Raw genomic sequence first — 25,042 nt, 5'->3', positions numbered from 1 at the left:
GGCCATATTGATCGTGCTCTCGATCGTCGCGGTGTTCGCCATGAAGCGCATGGCGCGGGCACGCGAGGTACCGGCATGAGCGCCATCCACCTGCAAAACCTGGTTAAGAAATTCGGCGACTTCACCGCGCTGAAGACCATGGACCTGGCAATATCAGATGGCGAGTTCATGGCGCTGCTCGGCCCGTCGGGCTGCGGCAAGTCGACGACGATGAACATGATCGCCGGCATGGAAGAACCGACCGGCGGCAAGATCCTGTTTGGCGAGCGCGACATGGCCGGCGTGCCGATGGGCCGGCGTGGCGTCGGCTTCGTGTTCCAGAACTACGCCATCTTCACGCATATGACGGTGCGCCAGAACCTTGCCTATGGACCAAAAATGCGAGGTGCCGCGAAAGCCGAGATCGACCGTCGCGTCGGCGCCATCGCCGAGATGCTGCAGCTTTCGCCGCTGCTCGACCGCAAGGCCGACAGGCTGTCGGTCAACATATTGCAACGGGTGGCGATCGGCCGCTCGGCGATCATGGAGCCGGCGATCTTCCTGCTCGACGAGCCGCTGTCCAATGTCGACGCCGCTTTCCGGGCCGTCATGCGCACCGAACTGAAGCAGCTGCAGCGGCAGTTCCGCCAGACCATGGTCTATGTCACCCACGACCAGCTCGAGGCGATGACCATGGCCGACCGCATCGCGGTCATGGATCATGGGGTTTTGCAGCAGGTCGGCACGCCGCTCGAGGTCTACAACGATCCAGCCAATGTCTTCGTCGCCCGCTTTATCGGTGCGCCGGGCATGAATCTGCTCAAGGGCAGGCCGGCGGAGAGCGACCGCGGACTGGTCGTCGATCTCGGACCGCTGGGCGTCACGCCGCCGCTGCCGGGCGAACTCGCAGCGGCCATGCGTGGTGCACGCGGCGAGGTGCTTTACGGATTCCGGCCTGAACAGGCGACGTTGGTGCAGAATGGGCAGGGCCTCGCAATGCCGGTGACCTTTGTCGAACGGATCGGTGCGCGCACCATCGTTCATCTCGGCCAGGGCGAGGCGGCTGTGAAAACGGTGTTCGACAATGATGTCGGGCTGGCTATCGGCGACACCGCTGTCATCGCTCCCACTACGTCGTCGGTGCGCGTCTTCGACGCCGCTACCGGCCTTACGATGAAGGCGGGTTGAGATGGCCGATATCGTCTTCCGTAATGTGACCAAACGCTACGGCAATACACTCGCCGTCGACGACGCCTCGTTCACCGTCAACGACAATGAGTTCTTCTGCTTCTTCGGTCCGCCGCTGTCGGGCAAGTCGACCATCCTGCGCCTGGTGCTCGGGCTGGAGGCTCCTGACACCGGCGAAATCCTGATCGGAGGCAGGCCGGTCAACGCGATGTCGCCGGCCGAGCGCAACGTGGCGATGGTGTTCCAGAACCTGGCGCTGTTCCCGCATATGAGCGCGCTCGAAAATGTCCGCTTTCCCCTGGTCGAACGCCGGGTCGCCGAGGCCGAGATCAAGCGGCGGGTCACCGACGTCGCGGCGAAGCTGCATATCGGCCATATCCTGCACAAGCCGCCGGGACAGCTTTCGGGCGGGGAGCGGCAGCGCGTAGCGATCGCCCGGGCTCTGGTGCGCGATCCCAATGCCTATCTGATGGACGATCCGATCTCGGCGCTCGACGCCAGGCTGCGCGAAGAAACGCGCGTCGAGCTGAAGCGCATCCAGCGCGAACTCGGCAAGACGCTGATCTACGTCACGCATGACCAGGAAGAAGCGATGTCGGTCGCCGATCGCATCGCCATCCTGGAGGACGGCAAGATCAGGCAGATCGGTACGCCGGCAGAAATTTACGACCGCCCGGCCAGCACCTATGTAGCAAGGCTGCTTGGCTCGCCGATGATGAACATCCTCAGATCGGCGCGCGGCGATGGCGGTGTCGAAGCGGCTGAAGGCACGATCCGCATCGACGACAAGACAGCGCCCGCCGACGCCGTGGAGATCGGGCTGAGGCCGGAGGACATCAAGGTCAGACCGTGGGCGGATGGGGGCCCGGGCCGCCCGGCGCGAGTGTTCGAGGTCGAGCCGCTTGGCGGCTACACCGTGGTGACGCTCGCTGCCGGGCAGGCGCGGCTGAAGGCGTTGCTGCGCGGCCAGCCCGACATCCGGCCGGATGCCATGGTGGCGATATCCTGCGAGCCGGCCAGAGTGCATTATTTCGAACAGAGCGGCGGGGCGTTGGCACGATGACGGCCGCCGCAAGGAAAGACTTTCGGGAGGAAGAGATGGCAAGCAAAGGCTTCGAGCCGGACGTGAAGGTCCGCACGAAGGAATACAAGATCGGCTGTGTCGGCGCAGGCATGATCATGGCCGAGTGCCATCTCGCCGCCTACAAGGAAGCCGGGTTCCCGGTGGTGGCAATCGCCTCGCGCACCAGGGCCAGCGCCGAGAAGGTGGCGACGCGCTGGGGCATTCCGACCGTCCACGACACACCGGAAAAACTGATCGAGGACGAAAATGTCGAGATCATCGACCTTGCTTTCCCGCCCGACCTGCAGCCGGCGCTGATCCGTCACGCGCTGAGGCAGAAGCATATCAAGGCGATCCTGGCGCAGAAGCCGCTGGCGCTGTCAGTCGAGGAAGCGGTCAAGCTGCGCGATGAGGCGGCCAAGGCCGGCAAGATCCTCTCGGTCAATCAGAACATGCGCTACGACCAATCGATGCGCGTCTTGAAGCAGATCATCGACAGCGGCGCGCTGGGCGACATCGTCTTCGCGCAGATCGACATGCACGCCATCCCGCATTGGCAGAGCTTCCTCGAGGACTATGACCGGCTGACGCTCGCCAATATGAGCGTGCATCATCTCGACGTGCTGCGCTTCCTGTTCGGCGACCCCGACGAGATCACCACGCTGACACGCAAAGACCCGCGCACGACATTCGACCACTCGGACGGCATCACGGTGTCGACGCTGCGCTTTCCGTCCGGTGTGCTCGCTGTGTCGCTGGAGGATGTCTGGTCCGGTCCGCGCCAGGATGGCTACAAGGACGACCAGCACATCAATTGGCGCGTCGACGGCAGCAAGGGGGTCGCGAAGGGCACCATCGGCTGGCCGACGGGCGCTGCCTCGACGCTGACTTACGCTTCGACCGAGACGACCGGCGGCGAATGGGTCAGCCCGAGCTGGGACACGATGTGGTTCCCGCATGCCTTTATCGGTGTGATGGAGCAGCTCCAGCACGCGGTGAAGACCGGCACGCCGCCGGCGCTGTCGGTCGCCGACAACGTCAAGACCATGGCGCTGGCCGAGGCGGGTTATCGCTCGATCGACGAGGGCCGCACGGTCAAGCTTTCCGAAATCGCTACCTGATCACCGCAGCTGAAACACCAGACAACTGAATCGCTTACAGGGAGGAATTCATACCATGATGCAGGCAGGTATTTTCACGGGCTATTTCCCGTACGGCCTCGAAGAGACGGCGAAGAAGATCCGCGGGCTCGATTTCAACACGGTGCAACTCGACCTCCACTTCAAGGATGTCGACCTGTCGGCCGGGCAGATCACCAAGGATAAGGCCAAGAAGGTGCGCGACGTCTTCCGCGATCATCACCTGCCGGTGTGCTGCATTTCCGGCTACACAAATATCATCCACCCGGACAAGGCCGAGCGCGACAAGCGCGTCGGCTACCTCAAAGAGATCATCCGCAACGCCCGCCATTTCGGCAGCCCGTATGTGATCTCGGAAACCGGCACCTACAACACCGAATCCGACTGGGTGCATCACCCCAAGAACAAGACCGAGGAAGGGTTCGAGGAATGCCGCAAAGTGGTCGCCGACCTTGCCCAGACGGCCTATGACCACGGCGCGGTCTTCCTGCTCGAAACCTATGTCAACAACGTCGTCGGCTCGGTCGAGGAGACGGTCAAGATGTTCGCGCAGGTCGATCACCCCGGCCTCGGTCTGCTGATGGACCCGACCAATTATTTCGAGACGCATAACATCGACAGGATGGACCAGATCCTGAACCAGGTGTTCGACACGCTGACCGACAAGATCAGAATAGCTCACGCCAAGGACGTCAAGCGTTCGGGCGGCGACAAGTCCGAGAAGCACGCCGATATCGGCGACGAGGACGCGCTGGAGAGCCATACATTCCGTGGCGTCGGTGAGATCGAGTTGCCGGCGCCGGGCCTCGGTTCGCTGAACTACGACCTCTATCTCCAGCGGCTGGCGGAAAAGCATCCGAACATCCCGGTGATCATCGAGCATCTCTCGGAAGACGACGTGCCGAGGGCCAAGAAATTCCTCGACGGGAAGTTCCGCGCCAACGGTCTGTGACGGCCTTCTCGCGCCGCTGGTTCGCGGCGGCGCGGTTCGGTTCCAAAGTAAGGGAGGAGAAAAAATGTTGAAATTCGCATTGAAACTGGCGGCTGCCGTAACGCTGCTCGCCGGCGTCTCGTTGAGCGCGCCGGCAATGGCGCAGGATGGCCAGAAGACGTTCTACCTGCTGTCGCATGGCGGTCCGTCGGATGCGTTCTGGCTGGACTGGAATGCCGGCGCGACCAAAGCCTGCGACCAGCTCAAGGTGACCTGCAAGATCTCATTCAGCGGCGGCGACATGGCGGCGCAGAAGGAGGCCTTCAATTCCGCGCTTGCGGCCAAGCCCGACGGCATCGCCACCACCTCGGCCCAGCCGGGCTTGTGGACGGAAGAGGTGAAGGCGGCCAAGGCAGCCGGCATCCCGATCGTGTTCTTCAACACAGACGATCCGGCGACCGGACGGCAGGCCTATGTCGGCGCCGATCTCAAGGAGGCGGGGGTCATCTGGGCCAAGTATCTTGTCGACCACAAGATGGTGAAGCAAGGCGACAAGGTGTTCCTGCCGGTGGAAGTGCCGGGCGCCAGCTATCAGCAGCTGGAGACCGAAGGCATCGCCAGTGTCTTCGATCCGTTGGGGATCAAATATGATGTGGTCGATTGCGGCACCGACCCGGCCGGCATCATTGCCAAGATGACCGACTATATGGTCGCCAACAATCCGCCGGCGATCATCGCGCTTGGCGATTCCGTCGCGGCCAGCGTCAAGCGGGTGTTCGACGGCGCCGGCGTGCCGGCCGGCAAGATCCCGGTCGTCGGCTGGGGCAATTCCAAGGAAACCGCGGAAGCCGTCAAATCCGGTTTCGTCAACGCGGCCGCCTGGCAGTTCCCGTCTGCGCAGGGCTTCATGCCGGTGGCGCTGCTCGGGCTCGCCGCTTCGGGTGAGCCGATCGGCTACGACATCCACACGTTCAGCCTCTACGACGCCTCGAGCGTCGAACCGATCCTGAAACTCTACGACACGAAGTGAAAACCGGTGCCCGCGGCGCAAGCCGCGGGCGTCTCTTCAAAGCATGGTTCAAGCAGTCATGATGATCGCCGCAGAAGACGAAATGCCTGTCGGGAAACGCAGACCGGGCCTTATGCGCTCGCCGCAATTCTCCTCGCTCGTCATCCTCATTGTCCTGCTCGCGGTGTTCGCCATTGCCGATGCCAATTTCCTGTCGCCGCTCAACATCTCCAACATGATGGCGTTCCTGCCCGAGCTCGGCATCATCGCGCTCGGCATGACGCTGCTGTTGACGGCGGGCGAGTTCGACCTGTCGGTCGGCGCCGTGTTCGGGCTGGCGCCGGTCGTCGTCATGCTCCTGGTGCAGAACGGCGGCGTGGATATAGGTGTCGCCCTTCTGGCCGGGCTTCTGCTGTGCATCGCCATAGGCGCCATCAACGGGCTGATCGTCACCAAGATCGGCATTTCGTCCTTCCTGGTCACGCTTTCGATGCTGCTCGTGGTGCGTGGGGCAGCGCTCTATATCACACAGGGCTTTCCGCTGAAATCCTGGGATCAGCCGGGTTTTTTCGTGACGCTGCTGGCCGGCAGCTTCAATGTCGGCTCGTTCCGGTTCTACACCTCGCTGTGGTGGTTCATCGGTCTCTCGCTGCTGGCAATCTACGTGCTGCGCTATGCCAAGCTCGGCAACTGGATCAGCGCCATCGGCTCGAACCGCAACGCGGCGGTGGCGCGTGGCGTGCCGGCGGACGCCGTCAAGGTGTGGCTGTTCATACTGACTTCGGTTCTGGCGGGGCTGGCCGGCATGATCAGCGCCTTCCGCATTTCGGCCGCCTCACCGGTGGCCGGCACCGGCTACGAGCTCGAAGTGATCGCCATGGTGGTGGTCGGCGGCACGGCGCTGACCGGCGGACGCGGCACGATCCTCGGCACCATCGTCGGTGCGCTGATGCTGCGCGCGATCCGCAACGGCATCGTGCTGATCGGCGTGCCGGGCCTCGCCTACAACATCTTCGTCGGCCTGATCATCCTCGCCATGCTCATCCTGCACGCTTTGCTGCAGAAGAACGCCGCAAGGGGCTGACGATGGAAGTTCTCCGGCTGCAAAATCTGCAAAAATCCTTCGGCAGCGTCCGCGCACTGAAGAATGCGTCCTTTGCCCTCAAGGAAGGCGAGGTGGTGGCCCTGCTCGGCGACAACGGCGCCGGCAAATCGACGCTGATCAAGGCGATTTCCGGTGTGTTTCCGATCGACCGTGGCGACATCTATGTGCGCGGTGAAAAGGTTTCGATCCGTTCGACACGCGATGCGATGGACCTCGGCATCGAGACCATCCACCAAGATACATCTCTTGCGCCGGATCTCAGCATCGCGCGCAATCTTTTCCTTGGGCGCGAGCCGGTCAAGCTGAAATGGCTGGGCGTGTTCGCGCCGCTCGATTTCCCCAAATTGCGAGACGCGGCGTCGGCGCTGTTGAAGCGCGTCGGCATCTCGAAAAAACTCGACGCCGATGCGCTGGTCTCGACGCTATCGGGTGGCGAGCGGCAGTCGATCGCGATTTCTCGCGCCATGCAGTTCGCCGCCAAGGTCATCATCCTCGACGAACCGACCAACAATCTCGGTGTCGAGGAAACCCATGGCGTGCTGCGCTTCGTCAAGGAGGTGCGTGACGCCGGTCATTCGGTGCTCTTGATCACCCACAACATCCATCACGTGTTCCAGGTCGCCGACCGCATCATCGTAATGCGCCGCGGCGAGATCGTCGCCGAGCAGACGATTGCCGATACCGATCTCCTGACCGTGGAAAGCATCATCACCGGCGCCGACATGTCGGCCCTGCTGAAAGAGACGAGAGCGAAGTGAAGAAGTTGGCCGTCACATGGTAGAACTTTACGGCAAGACGCTTTCGCGCCGGCAGGTGTCGGAACGTTCGGGCATGCTGTCGCAATTTGCCGGCGTGCGGCTGATGACGCTTGGCGACGGGGTGGAACGCGGCATCCGCATGCTGGAGTTCCGCACCGGCTCGGGGCTGCGCTTCACGGCACTGGTCGACCGGGCGCTCGACATCGCTGACTGCGACTTCAAGGGCCAGGCGATCGGCTGGCATTCGCCGAGCGGTTTTCGCCACCCCGGCCTGCACGATTATGAGGGGGAAGGGGGGCTCGCCTGGGCGCGTTCGTTTTCAGGGCTGCTTGTCACCTGCGGCCTCGACCACATATTGGGCCGGGAAGAAGTGCCGGCCGATAGCTACAACTACCCGGGCAGGAAGACCGTGATCCATTCGCTGCATGGCCGCGTCGGCACCATTCCGGCGCGGCTGACCGGTTATGGCGAGACCTGGGACGGCGACCGCTGCGTGCTGTGGGCCGAAGGCACCGTGCAGCAATCGGCAGTGTTCGGCGAGGATCTGCATCTGATCCGGCGTATCGAGGCCGATGTCGGCGGCAACGAGATCCGGCTGTCGGATCGCGTCGTCAACCACGGTTTCAACCGCACGCCGCACATGTATTTTTACCACGTCAATGTCAGCCATCCCTTGCTCGACGAGGGTTCGCGCTATCTGGCGCCGATCCGCGACGTCGTCTGGGCCGGCCATGCCGGCGAGCGCTACCAGGCGCAGAAGGTGGGTTACCGCACGATGCCGGCGCCGCAATCGGGTTTCAGCGAGCAGGTCTGGCAGCACGAGATGGCGGCGGGCGCCAATGGCGAGGTGCCGGTGGCAGTGGTCAACGATCAGCTCGGGCTCGGCTTCGAAGTGGTGACGCGCAAGGACCAGCTGCCTTGCGCCTATCAATGGCAGAATTTTCAGGCGGGGCAGTATGCGCTGGGCATAGAGCCCTCGACACACCATGTCTTGGGCAATCTCGCGGCGCGCGAGCGGGGCGAGATGATCTGGCTGGAGCATAGTGAAAGCCGTTCTTACGACGCGGTGTTCCGGGTGCTCGACGGCGCCGGCGCGATCGCCGAGGCCGAAGCGAAGATCGCGTCGATCGCAAGGCAGCCGCAACAGGATTATCCTGCGCCGTCGGGAAATTTTCCGGGATTGGCGGACAGGGCATGAGGCGAAACGAACGCTCCGGCTGGCGGGCCGGAAATCGGAGGTCGATGTGACGGAGAAAAAGCGCGACTACAGCCTGGTCGGGGAAAGCACGCGCATCGCGATCGAGACCGGGCTGGCCTCGGCCGAGTGGTATCACACCGATGTGCCGCGCAAGGCGATGAAAGAGCTGATGCAGCGCTCGGACGGCCCGGCGATCCGCGACACGATCATCTGGATCGTTGCCATATTGGGTTCCGCCGCCGGGATCGCCTGGTTCTGGGGCACGTGGTGGGTGGTGCCGTTCCTGCTCGTCTATGGCGTGCTCTACGGCTCGTCCAGCGACTCGCGCTGGCACGAGTGCGGCCACGGCACCGCCTTCCGCACACGCTGGATGAACGATGCCGTCTACCAGATCGCCAGCTTCATGCTGATGCGCAATCCGGTGACCTGGCGCTGGAGCCATGCCCGCCACCACACCGACACGATCATCGTCGGTCGCGACGCCGAGATCGCGGTGATGCGTCCGCCGGACCTGCTGCGCGCCGCACTCGCCTTCACCGGTGTTCTCGATTTCCGCTATTCGCTGCCGACGCTGGTGCGCAATGCGTTCGGCAGCATCTCGCCGGACGAGAAAAGCTTTATTCCCGAGATGGAGCTTCACAAGGTGGTCACAGCCGCGCGCTGGCATGTCGCCATCTATGTCGGGGCGATCGGGCTGGCGCTTTATCTGTGGTCGTTCCTGCCGCTGGTGCTGATCGGCCTGCCGCGCCTCTACGGCAGCTGGCACATGGTGCTGACCGGCCTGCTGCAGCATATCGGCCTGGCCGACAATGTCACCGACCACCGGCTGAATACGCGCACCGTCTACATGAACCCGATCAGCCGCTTCATCTATTGGAACATGAACTATCATGTCGAACATCACATGTTCCCGATGGTGCCCTATCACGCGCTGCCGAGGCTGCACGAATTGATCAAGCACGATCTGCCCGAGCCGAACCCTTCGATGTGGCATGCCTATCGCGAGGTCTGGCCGGTGCTGCTGAAGCAGCTTCAGTACGAGGATTATTTCCTCAAACGTGAATTGCCGCCGACGGCGCGGCCGTATCGGGACGAATTCCATGCACTGACCGTTCCGGCTGCGGCGGAATAGGGGAGAAGCAGATGGCCGACTGGGTTGAAGCGTGTGGCGTCGACGATGTCGAGGAAGAGGATGTCATCCGCTTCGATCATGGCGGCCGTACCTTCGCCATCTATCGCAGTCCCGATGACGAGTACTTCGCAACCGACGGGTACTGCACGCATGAGAAGGCGCATCTGGCCGATGGGCTGGTGATGGACGACATCATCGAATGCCCCAAGCACAATGGCCGCTTCAACTACAAGACGGGCGTGGCTCGAGGCGCACCGGTATGCGTCAATCTCGCCACCTATCCAGTGAAGGTCGAGGCTGGCAAAGTGATGATCCAGATCGGCTGACCTGCCGCCGAATGCAACTGAGGGAACCCTTTTGATGAGCCGAAAAAGACCGACGGTGGCGGATTTGCGCGCCATGAAGGGCAAGCGACAGCTGACCATGCTGCGTGTGCTGACGATGGACGAGGCCGAGGCCGCGGAGCGCGCAGGGGTCGACATCGTCTCGGTGCCGCCCGAATTGGTGCTCAACCCTGAGTACCGCGACGCGGCGCCCAGCCTGTTCACCATGCCGGGCGACAATTTCTACGAGATCGGCACGGCGGACGATTTCGTGCGCTGGGCCTTCCGGCTCTACAAGGCCGGCGCCGACGCGGTCTATTGCAGCGCCGGCTACGCCACGATCAAGCGGATGGCCGATGACAATATCCCGGTGATCGGCCATGTTGGCCTCATTCCTTCCCGCGCGACCTGGACTGGCGGCTTCAAGGCGGTCGGCAAGACCGCCGACACCGCCATGGATATCTTCGCGGCGGTGAAGCAGCTGGAGGCTGCAGGCGCAATCGGCGCCGAGATCGAGGTGGTGCCGGTCGAGGTGGCCAAGGCCATCTCGGAGCGGACGTCGCTGATCATGCTGTCGATGGGAGCGGGTACCGGTTGCGATGCGCAATATCTGTTCGCCGACGACATTCTCGGCCAGAACCGTGGCCACATGCCCCGTCATTCCAAGGTGTATCGCAATTTCGCCGCCGAATATGATCGTTTGCAGGCCGAGCGTATCGCCGCGTTTTCGGAATATGTTGCCGACGTGAACAGTCTCGCCTATCCCGAAGACAGGCATGTGGTGCATATGGATCCGGCTGAACTCAGCCTGTTCATGAAGAGGGTCGACGGGGCGTGAAATCTCAAGGCAATGATGCGACGGACGAGGCCGCGCCGGTTCATATTCTCACGCTTTCCTGCGAGGATCGGCCGGGGATCGTCGCCGCCGTCACGGCGGAGCTTGCCGCGAACGGCGCCAACATCGCCGAAAGCAGCCAGTTCTGGGACCGGCAGACCAATCGCTTTTTCATGCGGATCGCCTTCATCAGCCCGCCAGGCTCGACCGGGGACAGTCTGGCGCGGGCCCTGGAATCGAGCGTCGACCGCTTCGGCATGAAGACCGCGCTGGTCGATCAGGGACGCCGCCCGAAGATCATCGTCATGGTCTCCAAGTTCGACCACGCGCTTCTCCATCTGCTGTACCAGATCAGGGTCGGCTGGCTGAACGCGGAGGTTGCAGCTGTCGTCTCCAACCACGAGGATGCCCGCCGCTTCGCCAAGCTGGAGGGCATTCCCTACCACCATTGGCCGACCACCAAGGAGAACAAGGCCGAACAGGAACAGAAGCTGCTGGACCTGGTGCAGCGGACAGGGGCCGAACTGGTCATCCTGGCGCGCTACATGCAGGTCTTTTCAAAAGGTCTGTCGGACCGGCTGTTCGGACGGGCGATCAACATCCACCATTCGTTCCTGCCGAGCTTCAAGGGCGCCAAGCCGTACCACCAGGCTTTCGACCGCGGCGTCAAGCTGATCGGTGCGACGGCGCATTACGTCACTTCCGACCTCGACGAGGGCCCGATCATCGATCAGGAGACCGAACGCGTCACCCATGCGATGAGCGCCGAGGATTTCGTCGCTGTCGGGCGCGACATCGAAAGCCGGGTACTGGCGCGCGCCGTCAAGCTGCATCTCGAAGCCCGCGTCATGCTCAACGGCCACAAGACCATCGTCTTCTGAGAAGCCGCGTCAGGCCGGCCAACTGGCGCCGGCGAGCGCGGCGTAGAGCGCTTCGGCGTCGATGCCGAGCGGCCGGTCCTCTTTCAGCATGGGGACGAGCGAGCGTATCGCCGCGTGAAGTGCGGCCGTGCGCGGCGCCAGTGTGAAGCCGTCACGCAGGTCGATGGCCTGCGCGGCGGCCATCAATTCGAAGGCGATCAGCCGCCGCCACAGCGCGATCATCCCTGCGCATTTCGCAACCGCCAGAGGTGTCTGCGTGGCGTGATCCTCGACGCCCTCCGACACGGCCAGAAAGTCGAGCATCACCGGATTGGCCTTATGGCGGATGGCGGCCAGGATCGAGGTCACTGTCTTCTGTAGCGGTACGAAGCCGGCGGAGGCGCCGCCGACCGGCGACAGATATTTCGGTAGGCCATTGCGGCCCGAACCGGTGAGCTGGATGAAGCGCGCGGCACTGGCCGCGGCACATTGGGCGATCGCCAGGCCGAGCGTCTCAAAGGCGAGCGCCAGTGCGGCGGTGTGGAAATTGCCGGTCGACAGTACCAGTTCATCATCGCCCAGCACCAGCGGGTTGTCGGCGGCGGCGTTGAGCTCGATCTCGACAGCCTGTCTCGCCTGGCCGATCGCCTCGATCAGTGCGCCATGGACCGACGACATGCAGCGGATCGACAGCGGGTCCTGCAAGGTGGTCGGTGCCGGCGCGTCGTCTCGGACGAGCAGATTGTGCAGCACCTTGGCTGCTTCCTGCTGGCCGGCTGCCGGGCGCGCCATATGCAGGCGCGGGTCGAGGATGGTGCGGTTGGCACCAAAACCTTCCATGGTCAAAGCCCCGGCATGCTGTTGCTGGGCCAGGGCAGTGAGGGCATCCGTCACTGCAAGTGCGCCGCTGCCGGCGGAAACCGCCGATGCGTTGATCAGCGATAGCCCGTCCTTGGGCGCCAGGCTGATCGGGGCGAGGCGCGCCATCATCAGCGCCTTGGCCGCCGGTATGCGACGGCCCTGATAGTCGGCTTCGCCTTCGCCGGTGAGCATGCGGGCGAGTGCCGTCATCAGCACCAGGTCGCTGGCGCCGATCGAACCAAGCGAGGGCATGACGGGATGGACGCCGGCATTGAGCGCGTCGAGCAAAGCAACGAAGACGGAAGACGAAAGGCCGGATCCGCCAACCGACAGCATCGCTGCACGCGCGGCCATGCTTGCCCGCACGGCATCGACCGGCAATCCTTCGCCGACGGCGCCGCTGCGTCCCTCCAGCAACTGGCGCTGGAAGGCTCCGGCATCGCCCTCTACAGCAGTGCCGAGATTGGCGCCGAGCCCGGTGTTCAAGCCATAGATCTGCTGGCCGGACGCTGCAGCCTGGTCGAGCACTCTTCGTGCCTTCTCAAGCCTGCCGATGACATCGGGTCCGATCTCCACCTTGCGCCCATCGCGGGCGACCGCAGCGACATCGCCGACGCCGACGCCGGTTCCGGTGAGGACGAGCGCGCTCATGCGAAGCGCAGTCTCTGGCCGATGCCTTGCGCCTGCGCCTTGGCCAGCATCGCCTTGCCCAACGCGATATCAGACAGCGACAGGCCACGATGCCAGAACAGGATCGTTTCGTCGTCGCTTTCGCGCCCGACTTTCAGGCCGGCGGCGATCTGGCCGAGCTCGGCATGCAGCGTCTTCTCGCTCAGCCGCCCGGTCTCGACATGGGCGCGTAGCGAGCCGAACTTGCCGCCCTTGCACTGGCCCCAATCGTCGACGACCATTTTCTGCATTATGTCGGTCAACGACAGTTCCACCGCGCTCATCGTGCCATAGGGCACGACCAGCGCGCCGGGCTTGATCCATTCGGTCTTCAGCAACGGCTGCGGCTCCGGCAGCCGCGAGGCCTCGACGACGATGTCGGCGCCCTCGATGCAGCTTTTCCAGTCGGCCACCGCCGTCACCGTCTTGCCGAGATCGGCGGAGAGTTCGGCGGCAAAACCGTCGCGGCTTTCCGGGCGGCGCGAATGGACGCGAATCTCGTCGAAGTCGAAGAGATGGTCGAGCAGGCGCACATTCCAGTAGGCGGTGCCGCGCGCGCCGATATGGGCCAGCACCTTGGAATTCCTGCGCGCCAGATGCCTGGCGCCGATGGCGGTGACGGCGCCGGTTCGCATGTCGGTGATGACGGTGGCGTCGAGGATGGCGCGCGGCGCGCCGGTGCGCGGGTCGAACAGGTTGAGGATGCCGAATTCGGAAGGCAGGCCATGCAGGTAATTGTCGACATAGTCGCCGACGATCTTGACGCCGGCCGTGTCGAGCGGCGCGACGTAGCCGCGCAACACGTTGAAATGGCCGTGGAAGGACGGGTCCGGCTCGAGATGGACGCGCGGTTCGATCACCGTCTGGCCCTTGCCTTGCGCCACCAGGCCAGCCTCGACGGCGGCGATGATTTCGCCATCGGTCATGGCAAGGGCATCGATGTCGAGGGCATTGAGGTAGTCGATGTAGATGGGCTTCATGTTACGCGTATACTCTCCTCGACGGCCCCATCCATTCCATAGCAGGCCATGGCGGCACACGAAAGTTTGTTGCGACGTCTCTGGACGTCGCCGGGGAGATGCTGTTCAAACCGGTTCCGTCATGACTGCCATTCCCGAGATCGCAACCTTGTCCGAAACGGCCACCCATGCGCGGCGCGTGGCGTTGATCGTCGCCATCGCCTTTTTCATGCAGTTGCTGGATTCGACGATCATCTCGACATCGCTGCCGCAGATGGGCGCCTCCTTCGGCGTGTCGCCGGTGGCGATGAGCATCGGCATCACCGTTTACATGCTGACCATGGCGGTGTTCGTGCCGCTGTCGGGCTGGCTCGCCGACCGGTTCGGGGCGCGCAACATCTTCCTGCTGGCGATCGTCCTGTTCACCCTGGCTTCGCTCGCCTGCGGCCTCTCGCAAACCCTGACCCAGTTCGTCGCCGCACGTGTCGTGCAAGGGCTCGGCAGCGCGCTGATGACGCCGGTTGGGCGCATTCTCGTCCTGCGCAATGCGTCGAAATCCGAACTGCTCAACGCCACGGCGCTGATCACCTGGCCAGCACTGTTTGCGCCGGTGGTCGGGCCGGTGCTCGGCGGCTTCATCACCACCTATCTGTCCTGGCACTGGAATTTCTTCATCAACATCCCGCTCGGCGTGATCGGGCTGGCGCTGGTCGCCCGTTTCATCCCAGGCGACCGCGAGGCCGACCCCAAGCCGCTCGACTGGCCCGGTTTTTTCCTGACATCGGCGGGACTTGCCTTGCTGCTCTACGGTCTCGAGCGTATCGCGCATCCCGAGGACGGCGTGCTGCCGACAGCGCTGCTGATCGTAGCCGGCATCGTCCTCGGCTGGCTGGCGGTGCGCCATCTCAGGCGCGCGCCGCATCCGCTGCTCGATCTCTCCTCGTTCAAGGTGCTGACCTTCGCCATCTCGACGCTTGCCGCCGGCACCATTTTCCGGGTGGCGATCAACGCCACGCCGTTCCTGCTGCCGCTGCTGTTCCAGGTTGGCTTCGGCCTTTCGCCTGTCGATGCCGGCTTGATGATCCTGGCCTATTTCCTTGGCAATCTCGGCATGAAGACGGTGACCACGCCGACGCTGCGCCGTTTCGGTTTCCGCTCGGTGATGGTCGTCAACGGCATCATCGCCTCGGCCTCGATCATGGCTTGCGGAGCGATCTCGCCGCAGACGCCGCAAGCGCTGGTGGTGGCGCTGATGCTGATTGCCGGCCTGTCGCGCTCGATGCAGTTCACCGCCCTTAACACGCTGGCCTTCGCCGACATCGATGCGTCGCAACGAAGCTCCGCGGCGACGCTGTCCTCGATGCTGCAGCAGGTGGCGATGCTGTTTGGCGTCGCGGTGGCGGCGGCGATCCTTAATCTGTCGCAGATCGTCAGGGATCGCCCCGCTCTCGATCTTGTGGATTTTCGAGTAGCCTTTCTGGTGATCGGCGCCATCGGGCTGGTGGCGGCGTTGCGTTTTCTCGTGCTCCCGCCAGGTGCGGGCGCTGAGGTTTCCGGGCACTCGCCGGGAAATTCAGATCGATTTTTCCGCCTGATGCGGAGATAAATTCCGTCCTGTCCCTTTGCCTTGGTGCAGCGCTTTCGCGTGCGGCCGCAATGGCGCAACCAATTGCCAAAAGCGCAGAGTTTTCCGCGCATTGCGCCAGCTTCGGCAATCGATGCGTCCACTCGATAAATATCGCAGCCGGCCTGGGTTCCGGGCGCGGATTCATTTGACGAACCGGCGTTGGGCCGATTAGCGTTCTTTCCCAGGGATGGCAGCGCTGCCATCGGGGCAAACGCAGACATGAACACCATCGGCTGGCCAAATTTCAGGAGCCTGAACCAGGAAGGCATTGTCTTTGCCATCGCCGTGGTGCTGTTCGTTGCAGCGGCTATAGGCCTGCCAGGCTTCATCGACCCCAACAATCTCGTCGCCATCGTCCGCTCCGTGTCGGTGCTGGGCATCCTTGCGCTCGGCATGGCCGTGGTCATCATCGGCCGCGGCATCGACCTCTCTGCCGTCGCGATCATGGCGATGTCGGTCGCCTGGTACCTGCAACTGCTGAATTCGGGGACGCCGGACGGGCTTGCCTTCGCCTATGTGCTGGCCGGTGTGCTGGCCATCGGCCTGCTCAATGGTTTTCTCGTCGCCTATGCCGACGTGCCGGCGATCTTCGTGACGCTGGCGACAGGCTCCTTCGTCTTCGGCTATGTACGCTCGCAACTGATCACGCAGGATGCCGTGCCGGTGCCGCAGGGCCATTGGGTCGAGTTGCTCGGCGGCCTGCGCTTCCTCGACATTCCCATCGAGGTTTTCGTCTTCGCAGGGCTGGCCTTCCTGTTCTTCCTGTTCCTTCGCTACACCAAATGGGGCCGCTATATCTATTTCGCCGGCGATAATCCGGTGGCCGCCCGCAACATCGGCATGCCGGTGCGGCCGATGCTGGTGCTGCGCTATGTGCTTTCCGCCTTCGTCGCACTGGTCGCCGGCCTGCTGACGGCGGCCAGCCTGCATTCGATCAATACCCGCGTCGTCAATTCGACGCTGCTCTACGATATCGTGCTGGTGGCGGTTATCGGCGGCATCGGCCTGTCCGGCGGGCGCGGCGGGGTGCGCAACGTGCTGGTCGGTGCGGCACTGATCGGCATCCTGCTCAACGCCATGACCATCATCGACATTCCGCTGCTCTACCAGAACCTGATCAAGGCAGCGATCCTGCTCGGCGCCATCATCGTCGACGGCATCATCAATCCACGTGACGAGCAGACCGCCCAGCAGGGCGACATTTAGACCTGAACTGCGGCGGACGGTTGGGGCCGGCCGCTGATAACAACGACCAAAGCAAAAGGATCCGACATGAAACTGATCATGACACTCATGGCCGCCGCCACGGCGCTCGCTGTCACCGCCTTCGTGGCGCCAACCTTCGCCGCCGACGATCCGGGCCCGGCTGCGTACGCGCAGGCGCTCAAGGGCAAGCGCGTCATGCTGGTGCCTCTGGCAATGGGCTTCGACCTGGCGCAGGGCTGGGCGCACTATCTGAAGACCGAAGTCGAGGCCTGGGGCGGCGTGTTCGAGACGCGCGACCCGAACTGGGTCGTCGATGCCGGCGCGCAGGCGATCACGGACGCCATCTCCTCGGACACCAGGCCGGATGTGCTGATCATCCACGCGCCGGACCTCAACTCCTATTCCAAGCTGATGAAGAAGGCGCAGGCCGCCGGCACCTATGTCATCCTGGTCGACAATCCCGCCAACTTCCCGGCCGACGCCTTTATCGGCAGTGACTGGGACCGGCTTGGCCAGCTCGAGGCCGAAGCGGCGATCAAGGGCTGCGGCCCGAACTCGTCGAAGAAGATCGGCCTGGTGCAGGGTGACCAGGCGAATTCCTCCAGCCTCTATCAGTATGCCGGCATCATGAAGGTGCTGGACAAGAATCCCGACTTCAAGGTGGTGGCCAAGCCCGATTCCAACTGGGATGCGACGACCTCGCGCAACGTGACGACGACGATGCTGCAGCAGAACCCGGATATCTGCTCGATCATCGATTTCTGGGATGGCGACGCCACCGGCGCGTCCGCCGCGATCCGCGATGCCAAACTCGACGGCAAGGTGTTCCTGGTCACCACCGGCGGCGGCGAAAAGGCGGCCGATTGCGACAAGCTGGTCGACGGCACCTATGGCGCTGTGGTGATGACCGATCTTGCCCGCCAGTCGGGCGACATGAACGCCATCATCAAGTTCCTGCTGCAGAGCGGCCAGCCGGCCGGCACCTCACACACCTACATCTACACGCTGGAGAAGGCGACGACCAAGGCCGACCTCAAGCCCGACAGCTGCTGGGACCTGAAGGCGCTGCAGGCACAAGCGGCGGCGGCAAAGTAAGCCGCACCTTTTCGACTGAAGTACAAGCGAGGTGACCGGAAGGATCCGGTCACCTCGTCCCCTCATGGAATAGCAGCAGCCGATGTCCTTTCGCGAACGCCTCCAGTCCTGGCGCTACAATCTCGTGCCCGACCATGTCGTCGGCGAGATACTGACCAAACGCTGGACCGACAACGCCATTCCGTTCCTGGCGCTGGTGGCGACATTGGCGACCTTCGGCTCGGTCATTCCCGGCTTCTTCAAGCTGACCGCTTTGCAGGAATCGACCCGCCAGCTCGGAGAGTTCTCGATGGTCGTCACCGGCATGACGGTGGTGATGCTGGGTGGCGGCATCGATCTGTCGGTCGGCTCGATCTTCGCGCTGTCGTGCTTTTCCGCCGTCTATGTCTTCTTCATCCTCGAACAGTCGATCTGGCTGGCGCTGGCCGCATCGCTCGCCACCGGCCTCATCTTCGGCGCCATCAACGGCTACCTCGTCGGTTATCTCCGCTTGCGCGCCTTCCTCACCACGCTGGTGACCTTCATCTTCGGCCGGGCGCTGTTCGACATCCTGGTCACCACCTATGCCGCAGATGTGCAGCTCTCGACCGCGACATCGGATGTGCTCGACTTCATCGGCGACAGCACCTTCTGGGGGCTGTCCGTCTCGGTGTGGCTGGCGATCATCCTGGCCATCGTCACCCATATCGCGCTGACGCGTTCGCGGCCCGGCTGGCACGTGCTGGCGGTCGGCGGCTCGAGGCGCTCGGCGCATAATGCCGGCATCCGCGTGCGTCGCACCGTGTTCATGACTTATGTCTTTTCCGGCTTCTGCGCCTCGATCGGCGGCTTCCTCATTGCTTGCCGGCTGAGCGGGGCAGGGCCGGGAACCGGCCTCAACCTCGAGATCATGGCGCTGACGGCGGCGGTGGTCGGCGGCGTCAGCCTCGGCGGTGGCCGAGGCTCGGTGATCAAGGGGCTGATGGGCGCCATCATCGTCTTGACCATGACCAATGGGCTGATCCGGCTGGGCTACGGCACCGGCACCAACCAGATGGTGCTCGGCATCATGTTGGCGGTGGCGGTGACCATCGACATCCGCTGGCTGAAGAACCGGCACAAGGTGCTGAATGAGGTCTATGTCGCGCCGGTCTATCTCAAGATGGGCGAGACACAGTCGGCCGCACCCGGCTCGGGCACGCCATACGAACTCGACAACAGGCTGTCGGCCGCAGAGCATATCGGGCTTGGCGAGCTGGAGGGGCCGGAAGACGTCATCCTCGACCGCGACGACAATCTCTATTGCGGCACGCGTCATGGCGAGATCGTCCGCTTCTTCGCGCCGGACTATGTCAGGTCGGAGGTGTTTGCCCACATCGGCGGTTTCCCGCTGGGGCTGGCCTTCGACAAATCAGGCAATCTGATCAGCTGCGTCGGCGCGATGGGGCTCTACTCCGTCTCGCCGGATCGTGAGGTCAAAAGACTGTCGGCCGAAACGTCGCGCTCGTGGACCTCGATCGTCGACGATGCACGGCTGCGTGACCCCAATGACTGTGACATCGCACCCGATGGGCGCATCTATTTCACCGACTCGACCAAGCGCTACGATGCGCATGACTGGGCGCTGGACTCGATCGAGAACCGCGCCACCGGCCGGCTGCTGGTCTACGACCCGAAGGACGGTTCGACGAAGACGCTGCTCGACGGTTACCGCTACACCAACGGTGTGTGCATGGCGCATGACGGCAAGTCGCTGTTCTTCGCCGAAAGCTGGGCCTGCCGCGTGCACCGCTACTGGCTGGAGGGGCCGAAGGCCGGCACCGCCGAATGCGTCATCCGCGACATGCCGGGCTATCCCGACAACATCAACCGCGCCTCCGACGGCAATTACTGGATGGCGTGGCTCGGCATGCGCACGCCGAGCTTCGACCTGTCGCTGCGCCATCCCGACATGCGCAAGCGCATGACGCGCCGGCTGCCGCAGGACGAATGGCTGTTCCCCAACATCAACACCGGCGGTGTGGTGAAATTCAATGACAGGGGCGGCATCGTCGAGGCGATGGGCGATCTCACCGGCGGCGCGCACCCGATGGTCACCTCGATGCGCGAGCACAAGGGGTATCTGTTCGTAGGCGGCATCCTCAACAACCGCATCGGCCGCTACAAGATTTCAGGCGCCGACCCGAACTGGACCAGCCCCGCTTCCTATTGGGGAGCAAAGCCATGATCCTCGACCCGGTGCTCGACCTGTTCCGCGGCAAGGCGGTGACCATCCCGCCGCTCGACGGCGCTTTTCGCCCCAATACGCGGCTGGATGATGCGCCGGCTTTTGCCGAGCTGACGGAACCGGATAATCTGCTGGTTACCGGTGACAGGCTGGTGGTCTCCAGCGGCAACGCCATCCATTCGATTGCTGCTGGAGCGCAACCTGTCGTGGTCGAGACCTTTCCGTCTGCCGTCACCGCGCTGGCGCTGTCGCCATTGGGCGAACTGACGGTCGGGCTGGAAAGCGGCAAGTTGCTGATGTCAGGCGTGGAGGTTTCGCTGCCGGCCGGGATCAGCTGCATCACCGCACTAGCCTATGCGGATGACGGCACGCTGTGGCTGGCCAACGGCTCGGCCGAGCATGTGCCATCGCAATGGGCCGCCGATCTGATGAAGAAGGGCGCGTCCGGTTCGCTCTGGAAGCGAGACGCGGCAGGCGGTGATTTTCGCAAGCTCGCCGGCGACATTGCCTTTCCCTACGGGCTGCATCCTGTCGGCAAGGATGTGCTTGTCAGTGAAAGCTGGCGCCATCAGTTGGTGCGTTTCGGCGGCGCGACGGGCAGCCGTTCGACGGTTCTGACGCATCTGCCAGGCTATCCCGCGAGGCTGTCGCCGTCCGCCGATGGTGGGGCCTGGCTGACCTTGTTTGCGCCGCGCAACCGGCTGATCGAATTCGTGCTGCAGGAAACGCATTACCGGCAGGACATGCTGAGCCAAGTGCCGCCGGCCTACTGGATCGCGCCGGCACTGGCGTCCAGCCGCAGCTTCCTCGAGCCGCTGCAATGCGGCGGCATCCGCACCATGGGCATCCACAAGCCGTGGTCGCCGAGCCGCTCCTATGGGCTGGTGGTCAGGCTCGACCAGAAGATGCAGCCGCTGTTCAGCCTGCACAGCCGCGCCAACGGCACGCGTCATGGCATCTGCAGCGTTGCGGAAAAGGACGGCCGGCTGTTTGTCGCCTCCAGAGGCGGTGACTGCGTGCTGGCGATCGACCTCGCTTCGGGAGGTTTCTGATGGAACCGATCGTTCGGCTGGAAAACGTCACCAAGAATTATCGCGGCGTGCCCGCGGTGAAGAACGTCAGCTTCGAGCTGCGCAAGGGCGAGATCCATGCGCTGCTCGGCGAGAACGGCGCGGGAAAATCGACGCTGACCAAGATCATCGCCGGTGTGGTCGACGCCACTTCAGGCAAGATGTTCCACAAGGGCCAGGAAATCGCCTACGCCTCGCCGCACGCAGCGCTTGAAGCCGGCATCGCGATGGTGTTCCAGGAGACCAGCCTGGTGCCGTCGATGACGGTGGCGCAGAACCTTTATCTCGGCACCGAAAAGTTCCTCAACCGGCTGCGCGGCACCTACATTTCAGCGCAGCAGTTCCTGCAGTCGCTGAATTTTCCGGTCGATCCGAACGCCATGGTGGCAACGCTGGGTGCGGCCAAGCGGCAGATGGTCGAGATCGCGCGCGCCGTCCACCACAATGCCGAGATCATCATCTTCGACGAGCCGACGGCGACGCTGACGCCGGAGGAGAAGCGGCACTTCTTCGCGCTGATCCGCCGGCTGAAGGCGGGCGGCGTCTCGATCGTCTTCATCAGCCATGCGCTGGAAGAGGCGCTCGATATCGCCGACCGCATCACCATCCTGCGCGACGGCGAGCTGGTCATTACCGACGACACATCCGCCTTCGACCGCGACAGGATCGTTTCCGCCATGGTCGGGCGCACGCTATCGGGACAGATCTACCGCCAGCGCGACGAAGCGAAGCTGCGCAAGGCGGGCAAGAAAGTGCTGTCGGTGCAGGACATTTCGATGAGCAATGTCGTGCGCAACACCTCTTTTTCGATCTTCGAGGGCCAGATCACCGGCGTGTTTGGGCTGATCGGCTCCGGCCGCACCGAGACATTCAAGATCGTCTCAGGCATCTACAAGCGGGATTTCCTGCGCGGCGGCGCGATTGAACTCGATGACAGACCGGTGCGCTATCTCGTGCCGAGCGAAGCGGTGGCCGACGGCATCGTCTATGTCACCGAGGACCGCAAGAGCGAAGGCATCTTCGAGACGATGGGCATTGCCGAAAACCTGTTCGGCGGACTGCTGGCGGCGGGCCGCGAAAAGGCCTGGGTGATCAACACGCAGGAGATGCGCGCGCTCTCGGCCGAATGGACGAAGGCGCTGAACATCAAGGCAATCAACGACAATGCGCGCGTCGTCGAGCTGTCAGGCGGCAACCAGCAGAAGGTGGTGATCGGCAAGGGGCTGGTGCAGAAGCCGCGCATCGTCATCTTCGACGAGCCGACACGTGGCGTCGATGTCGGCGCGATCGCCGAGATCCACCAGATCATCAACCGGCTGGCCGATGAGGGGCTGGCCGTCGTCGTCATCTCGTCCTACCTGCCGGAGATCATGAACCTGTCCGACCGCATCCTGGTCTGCCGCCAGGGCCGCATCGTCGAGGAGTTTTCGCCGGCGGAGGCCACGGAGGAGAAGATCATGTACGCGGCCGTGCATTAGATTCAGGTGAGGCCGGCCTGCAAATGGCGGTTTCCTGCGCTTCCGGTGCTCACGTACGAAAAGTACGCTCCGCTCCGGTTCTCGGAACCCACCATTTTCGACTCGGCCTGACCTGAATCTAGACGCCGGCGCTGGAAAAGTGAATCGGACGAGTGGATTGGCCGCGATTGCTCAAGACCTGATTCAATTCACGTAACGATCCAACGAAGGAAAAACCCCATGGCCACCACAAAACTCCTCAGCGATGCCGAGGTCGAAAAGATTCCCGCCGTGAAAGCCGTGTTCGAAGACATCCGCGCGACGCGCAAATCTGATTTCGTCAACAATTTCTGGCGCGGGCTGGCCAATGATCCTCCGGCGCTGAAGCGGATCTGGGAACAGTTGAAGGTGGTGATGGTCGCCGACAGCGCCATCGATCCGCTGACCAAGGAGATGATCTACATCGCGGTGTCGACCGCCAATGGCTGCTCCTACTGCGTCCACTCGCACACGGCGGCAGCCCGCGCCAAGGGCATGACCGATGCGCAGCATGGCGAACTGGTGTCGATCATCGGGCTCGCCGGCCAGACCAACCATCTGGTGACGGCGATGCAGATTCCAGTCGATCCGCAGTTCGCGGTGAAGTGAGGCGTCACACCGGCCGGTAAACCTTCTCCGCCGTGTTCCAGAAGATATCCGCCTCGGCCACCGCACCATGCTTGGCCACCGCGTCGCGGTGCGCCTTGATCAGCTCAGCGTGGCTGGTCCACAGCTTCTCGATCGGGAAGTTCGAGCCGAACATCAGATGGTCGGCGCCCAGGATATCGATCGCGTTGTCTACGACATAGGCGATCAGCAGGGGATCGTTGCGGTGGACGAAGGTGCCGAGGCCCGACAGCTTGGCGTAAAGATTGGGCGCCGCCGACAGCGTTTGCAGGCCTGCCTTCCAGGCCTCGGTGGTTTCCGGTTCCATGCCGGTCAGCATGCCTGCATGGGTGAGGATGAAATTCGTTTCGGGGTTCTCGCCGACCAGCGTCAGGCCGTCCTTCATCTGGGCGGGGAAGAGCTGCAGGTCGAAGGACAGGCCATAATCCTTGAGCCGCGCCACATTGGCGCGCACTTTCGGGTCGATCACCTGATCGGCGGAGGCGGCGAAGCGGAAGGCCGGGGTCTCGTGCCAGTGCAACTGCATGCGCACGCCGCGCAGCAGCTTGTATTTCATCAAGCGATCGATCTGAGGCCTGATATCGTCGACGGTCATGTCGGTGTAGCCGACGATGGCATGCGGCCAGCCGGTTTCGTCGGACGTCTTCTGCAGGAAAGCGACTTCCTTCTCGAAATCCTCCTTGGCCCAGTTGGTCTGGACGTAGACGGCCTTCTCGACGCCTGAATCCCTCTGGTCTTCGAGAAATTCCTCGATCGGATAGTCGCGCCGGATCGGTTCGTAGGGGCCGAAGATGCGCGGCACCATCGGTCCGACCAGCCATGGCTGGTCCTGTTGGCGCCAGATGTGAAAATGTGCGTCGATGGTTTTCTGCATCATGAAACCCTCTTCCAGATTGTCGCCGCCGCCGGAGCAGGGCGGGCGAGCGACAGGATGAAATCGGTGAGACCGGCAAGCGACGAGCCGTCGACGAGATCGTCGAGGTCGGGCAGGATGGCGCGAAGTGCCGCCGTTGCCGGCCGGAAGCGCGGGTCGCCGGCCAAAGGTGTGGCCAGCGACAGCCGGAAGGCGCGGGCGCTCAGCCGCCGCATGGCTGTCTCCAACTCGGCATGATCGCCGCGTTCCAGCGCGTCGGACAGGATGACGATAGCGGCACCGCGTGCAAAGGCTGAAAAGCGCGGCACCGAGAGGAAGGCGAGCAGCGTCGGCCCCATCCGGGTGCCGCCGTCCCAATCGTCGACCTGGGCAGCGGCGCGGGCCAATGCCTGGTCGCGGTCGCGGATGCGCAATGCCGTGGTGATGCGGGTCAGCCGCGTGCCGAAGGTGAAGATTTCGGCGCGGTCGGCACCTTGCACGGCGGCATGCGCCAGCTTGAGATAGTCTGCGGTGTGCAGCTTCATCGAGCCGGAAACGTCGATCAGCAGCAGCAGCTTGCGCGGCACGGTCTGGCGGCGGCGCAGCAGCGGCGAGGGCACGTCGCCATCGGCGCTGACGATTTCCCGCAGCGACCGGCGCAGATCGAGCTTGCCGCGCGAATGCGTGCGCACGGTGCGGAACGAGCGGCGGGCGGGCAAGGCTGAAGCGAGCCTGCGGCGGAAAGCGGCAAGGTTGTCGTCGTCGCGCTTGAAATCGCGGGTACTCAGTTGTTCGGCGCCGGAAGAGAGTTCGCCACCTTCCTGATGGCTGATGACCTCGATCTCTTCCTGGC

Annotated in this window: 23 protein-coding genes; 19 read left to right on the top strand and 4 right to left on the bottom strand. The window is 63.5% G+C overall.

What is annotated here, in order from left to right; translation table 11 throughout:
• Nucleotides 1-75 precede the first annotated feature (75 nt).
• The 12 genes from EN949_RS16350 (at nt 76) to purU (ending at nt 11,541) form a co-directional block, all read left to right on the top strand.
• Nucleotides 76-1,167, top strand: coding sequence for an ABC transporter ATP-binding protein (locus EN949_RS16350; RefSeq protein ID WP_127367322.1), 1,092 nt, complete (start codon nt 76-78; stop codon nt 1,165-1,167).
• A gap of 1 nt (nt 1,168) precedes the next feature.
• Nucleotides 1,169-2,230: an ABC transporter ATP-binding protein gene (locus tag EN949_RS16345; protein ID WP_063172547.1), complete on the top strand. Its 1,062-nt coding sequence runs from the start codon at nt 1,169-1,171 to the stop codon at nt 2,228-2,230.
• A gap of 35 nt (nt 2,231-2,265) precedes the next feature.
• Nucleotides 2,266-3,351: a Gfo/Idh/MocA family oxidoreductase gene (locus EN949_RS16340; RefSeq protein WP_127367600.1), complete on the top strand. Its 1,086-nt coding sequence runs from the start codon at nt 2,266-2,268 to the stop codon at nt 3,349-3,351.
• A gap of 55 nt (nt 3,352-3,406) precedes the next feature.
• Nucleotides 3,407-4,321 carry a sugar phosphate isomerase/epimerase gene (locus EN949_RS16335; RefSeq protein ID WP_013530826.1) on the top strand — a complete coding sequence of 305 codons (915 nt, stop codon included), beginning with the start codon at nt 3,407-3,409 and terminating at the stop codon, nt 4,319-4,321.
• Between the two features lie 64 nt (nt 4,322-4,385).
• The gene (locus EN949_RS16330) at nt 4,386-5,330 is read left to right on the top strand and encodes a substrate-binding domain-containing protein (protein WP_024501562.1); all 945 of its coding nucleotides are present in this window, start codon (nt 4,386-4,388) and stop codon (nt 5,328-5,330) included.
• An 82-nt stretch (nt 5,331-5,412) separates the two neighbouring features.
• A complete protein-coding gene (locus EN949_RS16325; RefSeq protein ID WP_224675535.1) occupies nt 5,413-6,393 on the top strand; it encodes an ABC transporter permease in 981 nt (326 codons plus the stop codon).
• Entirely contained in the window at nt 6,390-7,172 is a 783-nt protein-coding gene (locus tag EN949_RS16320) for an ATP-binding cassette domain-containing protein (RefSeq protein WP_164754883.1), read from the top strand. The genes EN949_RS16325 and EN949_RS16320 overlap by 4 nt, the downstream gene beginning before the upstream one ends.
• A gap of 16 nt (nt 7,173-7,188) precedes the next feature.
• On the top strand, nt 7,189-8,370 hold the full coding sequence (locus tag EN949_RS16315) for an aldose 1-epimerase family protein (RefSeq protein ID WP_127367456.1): 1,182 nt from the start codon (nt 7,189-7,191) through the stop codon (nt 8,368-8,370).
• A gap of 46 nt (nt 8,371-8,416) precedes the next feature.
• Nucleotides 8,417-9,502, top strand: coding sequence for a fatty acid desaturase family protein (locus EN949_RS16310; protein ID WP_024501558.1), 1,086 nt, complete (start codon nt 8,417-8,419; stop codon nt 9,500-9,502).
• Between the two features lie 11 nt (nt 9,503-9,513).
• Nucleotides 9,514-9,828, top strand: a complete 315-nt coding sequence (locus EN949_RS16305; protein ID WP_013530832.1) for a MocE family 2Fe-2S type ferredoxin — start codon at nt 9,514-9,516, stop codon at nt 9,826-9,828.
• Nucleotides 9,829-9,862: 34 nt separating this feature from the next.
• The gene (locus EN949_RS16300) at nt 9,863-10,663 is read left to right on the top strand and encodes a 3-methyl-2-oxobutanoate hydroxymethyltransferase (protein WP_127366970.1); all 801 of its coding nucleotides are present in this window, start codon (nt 9,863-9,865) and stop codon (nt 10,661-10,663) included.
• Complete coding sequence (gene purU / locus EN949_RS16295; protein WP_127366969.1) at nt 10,660-11,541, top strand: formyltetrahydrofolate deformylase; 882 nt, start codon at nt 10,660-10,662, stop codon at nt 11,539-11,541. Before EN949_RS16300 ends, purU begins: the two co-directional genes overlap by 4 nt.
• Nucleotides 11,542-11,550: 9 nt before the next feature.
• Here purU and hutH read toward each other — a convergent pair whose 3' ends face one another.
• Together hutH and EN949_RS16285 are read right to left on the bottom strand one after the other, a co-directional pair.
• Nucleotides 11,551-13,032 carry a histidine ammonia-lyase gene (hutH, locus tag EN949_RS16290; RefSeq protein WP_127366968.1) on the bottom strand — a complete coding sequence of 494 codons (1,482 nt, stop codon included), beginning with the start codon at nt 13,030-13,032 and terminating at the stop codon, nt 11,551-11,553.
• Entirely contained in the window at nt 13,029-14,030 is a 1,002-nt protein-coding gene (locus EN949_RS16285; RefSeq protein WP_027160708.1) for an ornithine cyclodeaminase family protein, read from the bottom strand. The genes hutH and EN949_RS16285 overlap by 4 nt, the downstream gene beginning before the upstream one ends.
• A 121-nt stretch (nt 14,031-14,151) precedes the next feature.
• Here EN949_RS16285 and EN949_RS16280 point away from each other — a divergent pair, with 121 nt between their 5' ends.
• From EN949_RS16280 to EN949_RS16250, 7 genes are all read left to right on the top strand, one after another.
• Complete coding sequence (locus tag EN949_RS16280; RefSeq protein WP_127371158.1) at nt 14,152-15,615, top strand: DHA2 family efflux MFS transporter permease subunit; 1,464 nt, start codon at nt 14,152-14,154, stop codon at nt 15,613-15,615.
• A gap of 240 nt (nt 15,616-15,855) precedes the next feature.
• Complete coding sequence (locus EN949_RS16275) at nt 15,856-16,842, top strand: ABC transporter permease (protein WP_013530837.1); 987 nt, start codon at nt 15,856-15,858, stop codon at nt 16,840-16,842.
• Nucleotides 16,843-16,908: 66 nt separating this feature from the next.
• Nucleotides 16,909-17,937 (top strand): sugar ABC transporter substrate-binding protein, encoded by a 1,029-nt coding sequence (locus EN949_RS16270; RefSeq protein WP_127371478.1) that lies wholly within the window; start codon nt 16,909-16,911, stop codon nt 17,935-17,937.
• Nucleotides 17,938-18,019: 82 nt separating this feature from the next.
• Entirely contained in the window at nt 18,020-20,143 is a 2,124-nt protein-coding gene (locus EN949_RS16265; RefSeq protein ID WP_127367323.1) for an SMP-30/gluconolactonase/LRE family protein, read from the top strand.
• The gene (locus EN949_RS16260) at nt 20,140-21,195 is read left to right on the top strand and encodes a hypothetical protein (RefSeq protein WP_027160705.1); all 1,056 of its coding nucleotides are present in this window, start codon (nt 20,140-20,142) and stop codon (nt 21,193-21,195) included. Before EN949_RS16265 ends, EN949_RS16260 begins: the two co-directional genes overlap by 4 nt.
• Complete coding sequence (locus EN949_RS16255) at nt 21,195-22,691, top strand: sugar ABC transporter ATP-binding protein (RefSeq protein ID WP_127371473.1); 1,497 nt, start codon at nt 21,195-21,197, stop codon at nt 22,689-22,691. The genes EN949_RS16260 and EN949_RS16255 overlap by 1 nt, the downstream gene beginning before the upstream one ends.
• A gap of 219 nt (nt 22,692-22,910) precedes the next feature.
• Nucleotides 22,911-23,318: a carboxymuconolactone decarboxylase family protein gene (locus EN949_RS16250; protein ID WP_127366529.1), complete on the top strand. Its 408-nt coding sequence runs from the start codon at nt 22,911-22,913 to the stop codon at nt 23,316-23,318.
• 4 nt (nt 23,319-23,322) lie between these two features.
• Here the strand turns inward: EN949_RS16250 and EN949_RS16245 are convergent, their stop codons facing one another.
• The gene (locus EN949_RS16245; RefSeq protein ID WP_064994052.1) at nt 23,323-24,210 is read right to left on the bottom strand and encodes an amidohydrolase; all 888 of its coding nucleotides are present in this window, start codon (nt 24,208-24,210) and stop codon (nt 23,323-23,325) included.
• On the bottom strand, nt 24,210-25,042 hold an 833-nt coding region (locus EN949_RS16240), incomplete at its 5' end, for a VWA domain-containing protein (RefSeq protein WP_127371730.1). The genes EN949_RS16240 and EN949_RS16245, both read right to left, overlap by 1 nt.

This window comes from Mesorhizobium sp. M7A.F.Ca.US.007.01.2.1 (genome assembly GCF_003998165.1).
GTDB lineage: Bacteria > Pseudomonadota > Alphaproteobacteria > Rhizobiales > Rhizobiaceae > Mesorhizobium > Mesorhizobium ciceri.
Note: the sequence above shows the minus strand (reverse complement) of the source record. Positions and strands in the feature narration are given on the sequence as shown.

Excerpts from the sequence above, each read along its gene's own strand:
- EN949_RS16350 (WP_127367322.1), top strand. The coding sequence starts at position 76 with ATGAGCGCCATCCACCTGCAAAACCTGGTTAAGAAATTCGGCGACTTC.
- EN949_RS16345 (WP_063172547.1), top strand. The coding sequence starts at position 1,169 with ATGGCCGATATCGTCTTCCGTAATGTGACCAAACGCTACGGCAATACA.
- EN949_RS16340 (WP_127367600.1), top strand. The coding sequence starts at position 2,266 with ATGGCAAGCAAAGGCTTCGAGCCGGACGTGAAGGTCCGCACGAAGGAA.
- EN949_RS16335 (WP_013530826.1), top strand. The coding sequence starts at position 3,407 with ATGATGCAGGCAGGTATTTTCACGGGCTATTTCCCGTACGGCCTCGAA.
- EN949_RS16330 (WP_024501562.1), top strand. The coding sequence starts at position 4,386 with ATGTTGAAATTCGCATTGAAACTGGCGGCTGCCGTAACGCTGCTCGCC.
- EN949_RS16325 (WP_224675535.1), top strand. The coding sequence starts at position 5,413 with ATGCCTGTCGGGAAACGCAGACCGGGCCTTATGCGCTCGCCGCAATTC.
- EN949_RS16315 (WP_127367456.1), top strand. The coding sequence starts at position 7,189 with ATGGTAGAACTTTACGGCAAGACGCTTTCGCGCCGGCAGGTGTCGGAA.
- EN949_RS16305 (WP_013530832.1), top strand. The coding sequence starts at position 9,514 with ATGGCCGACTGGGTTGAAGCGTGTGGCGTCGACGATGTCGAGGAAGAG.
- EN949_RS16300 (WP_127366970.1), top strand. The coding sequence starts at position 9,863 with ATGAGCCGAAAAAGACCGACGGTGGCGGATTTGCGCGCCATGAAGGGC.
- hutH (WP_127366968.1), bottom strand. The coding sequence starts at position 13,032 with ATGAGCGCGCTCGTCCTCACCGGAACCGGCGTCGGCGTCGGCGATGTC.
- EN949_RS16285 (WP_027160708.1), bottom strand. The coding sequence starts at position 14,030 with ATGAAGCCCATCTACATCGACTACCTCAATGCCCTCGACATCGATGCC.
- EN949_RS16280 (WP_127371158.1), top strand. The coding sequence starts at position 14,152 with ATGACTGCCATTCCCGAGATCGCAACCTTGTCCGAAACGGCCACCCAT.
- EN949_RS16275 (WP_013530837.1), top strand. The coding sequence starts at position 15,856 with ATGAACACCATCGGCTGGCCAAATTTCAGGAGCCTGAACCAGGAAGGC.
- EN949_RS16270 (WP_127371478.1), top strand. The coding sequence starts at position 16,909 with ATGAAACTGATCATGACACTCATGGCCGCCGCCACGGCGCTCGCTGTC.
- EN949_RS16265 (WP_127367323.1), top strand. The coding sequence starts at position 18,020 with ATGTCCTTTCGCGAACGCCTCCAGTCCTGGCGCTACAATCTCGTGCCC.
- EN949_RS16260 (WP_027160705.1), top strand. The coding sequence starts at position 20,140 with ATGATCCTCGACCCGGTGCTCGACCTGTTCCGCGGCAAGGCGGTGACC.
- EN949_RS16255 (WP_127371473.1), top strand. The coding sequence starts at position 21,195 with ATGGAACCGATCGTTCGGCTGGAAAACGTCACCAAGAATTATCGCGGC.
- EN949_RS16250 (WP_127366529.1), top strand. The coding sequence starts at position 22,911 with ATGGCCACCACAAAACTCCTCAGCGATGCCGAGGTCGAAAAGATTCCC.
- EN949_RS16245 (WP_064994052.1), bottom strand. The coding sequence starts at position 24,210 with ATGCAGAAAACCATCGACGCACATTTTCACATCTGGCGCCAACAGGAC.